This window comes from Actinoplanes sp. NPDC048791, from assembly GCF_040650095.1.
Classification (GTDB): domain Bacteria; phylum Actinomycetota; class Actinomycetes; order Mycobacteriales; family Micromonosporaceae; genus Actinoplanes.
The window spans coordinates 1-2,005 of record NZ_JBEZGQ010001308.1; the positions used below are offsets into that span (position 1 = coordinate 1).

Below are 2,005 nucleotides of genomic sequence, written 5' to 3' on the forward strand. Positions count from 1 at the left end.
GGCCGGCGGCCCCCGGGCAGTCCGCCGAGCGCCCGGCGGGTGATCCGATGCGCGGCATGACCGAGTTCGCCGGGGCGGTCGCGCCGGTCTGGTCGGCGCAGATCGACTCGTCCCGGGTGCAGATGGAGTCGGCCGTCGGCCAGCTGACCGAGAAGTTCGCCGGCATCGTCGACAACCTGGACTCGGTGCTCACCACCTCGTCCGGGGCACTGCACGACGAGAACGCGGTGGCGTTCGACCGCAGCCGGCAGCGCCTGGGCGAGGTCGTCGGCACGCTCAACCACGCCCTGACCGCGAAACGGGCGGCGCTGGAGGAGCTGCAGACCCTGCTGGACCTCAACGACGAGCTGCGGCAGATGTCCGGCGAGGTCACCCGGATCGCCGCGCAGACCAACCTGCTCGCGCTCAACGCGGCCATCGAGGCGGCCCGGGTCGGCACGGCGGGCGCGGCCTTCGGCGTGGTCGCCCTGGAGGTCCGCGAGCTGGCCGAACGCTCGCACAGCACCAGCGAACGCATCTCGGCGAAGGTCGAGGGGGTCGCCGCCGCGATCGGCTCGGTGCTGGCCAGCGCCCGGGACAGCGCCGGACGCGAGGACCAGGCCGTCACCTACGCCAACGAGGAGGTGCAGGCGGTGCTGGAGGATCTGCGGACGGTGCTGTCGGGCCTGCAGGACTCGTCGGCCGAGCTGGAACAGGCCGCCGTCGGCATCCGCGCGGACATCGGCCAGTCGCTGGTCAACCTGCAGTTCCAGGACCGGGTCGGACAGATTCTCGAGCACCTGCGGGACAGCATCGACCAGTTCCCGGGCGTGGTCGCCGAGGCCGGCGAGCGGGCCGGCGAGGGCCGGGCGCTGGACCCGCAGGCGCTGCTGGACACGCTCGCGGCGAACTACACGATGGCCGAGGAGCGCGAGGCCCACAAGTCCGGGGCGCAGGCGGCGCCGTCCGAATCCGAAATCACGTTCTTCTAGGGGAGACGATGGCCAAGACCATTCTGATCGTCGACGACTCGGCCTCGGTGCGGCAGGTCGTCACCATCGCGCTCAAGGGCGCCGGGTACGACGTGATCGCGGGTGTGGACGGCAAGGACGCCCTGACCAAGCTCAACGGCCAGCGCGTCCACCTGATCATCTCCGACGTCAACATGCCCAACATGGACGGGATCACGTTCGTGGCGGAGGCGCGCAAGCTGCCGGCGTACAAGTTCACGCCGATCATCATGCTGACCACCGAGTCCCAGGAGGAGAAGAAGCGCCAGGCCCAGGCCGCGGGGGCCAAGGCCTGGGTGACCAAGCCGTTTCAGCCCGAGCAGATGCTCAGCGCGGTGGCGAAGCTGATCGCGCCGTGACCACCCGGGAGCTGCGCCGGGTCACCCTCGACGGGGAGCTGACCATCATGACGGCGGCCGGGCACAAGGACCGGCTGCTGGCCGCCCTGGCGGGCAGCGGCGGCCTGCGCGTGGACCTGTCCGCCGTCGAGGAGGTCGACACCGCCGGCCTGCAGGTGCTGCTGCTGGCGCGGCGCGAGGCCGAGCAGTTGAGCCTGCCCTTCGAGCTCGCCGCACCCGCCCCGGACGTCGCCGCGGTGCTGGCCCTGGCCGGGCTGACCGCGGCCGAGGAGGAGTGATGTCCGCCGACGACGACATGCGCGAGGCCCTCGACACCTTCGTCACCGAGGCCCGCGACCTGGTGCAGCAACTCGAGGACGGGCTGCTCGAACTGGAGGCGCACCCGTCGGCGGCGGAGACGGTCAACACCGTGTTCCGCGCCGCGCACACCCTCAAGGGCTCGTCCGGGCTCTTCGGCCTGCGGCACCTGGTCCAGTTCACCCACGTGGTGGAGACCGTGCTGGGCTCCGTACGGGAAGGGGATCTGGCGGTGTCGCCCGGGCTGGTCAGCAGCCTGCTGCCGTGCGCCGACCACATCGGGGCGATGATCGAGGGGCTCGCCGCGGGACGGCTGGAGCCGGACGCCGCCCAGGCCGCCGAGGGCGCCCGCCTGCTCGC

At 72.0% G+C, this 2,005-nt stretch carries 4 protein-coding genes; all 4 read left to right on the forward strand.

Going from position 1 to position 2,005, the window contains the following annotated elements; translation table 11 throughout:
• A partial coding sequence (locus AB0C29_RS45715; protein WP_360834258.1) for a methyl-accepting chemotaxis protein occupies window positions 1–971 on the forward strand: 971 nt, incomplete at its 5' end.
• Window positions 972–979: 8 nt separating this feature from the next.
• Window positions 980–1,348 carry a response regulator gene (locus tag AB0C29_RS45720; RefSeq protein WP_360834260.1) on the forward strand — a complete coding sequence of 123 codons (369 nt, stop codon included), beginning with the start codon at window positions 980–982 and terminating at the stop codon, window positions 1,346–1,348.
• Window positions 1,345–1,626: an STAS domain-containing protein gene (locus AB0C29_RS45725; RefSeq protein ID WP_360834262.1), complete on the forward strand. Its 282-nt coding sequence runs from the start codon at window positions 1,345–1,347 to the stop codon at window positions 1,624–1,626. Before AB0C29_RS45720 ends, AB0C29_RS45725 begins: the two co-directional genes overlap by 4 nt.
• Window positions 1,626–2,005, forward strand: a 380-nt coding sequence (locus tag AB0C29_RS45730) for an Hpt domain-containing protein (RefSeq protein ID WP_360834264.1), incomplete at its 3' end; no start/stop codon positions are given. The genes AB0C29_RS45725 and AB0C29_RS45730, both read left to right, overlap by 1 nt.

Excerpts from the sequence above, each read along its gene's own strand:
- AB0C29_RS45720 (WP_360834260.1), top strand. The coding sequence starts at position 980 with ATGGCCAAGACCATTCTGATCGTCGACGACTCGGCCTCGGTGCGGCAG.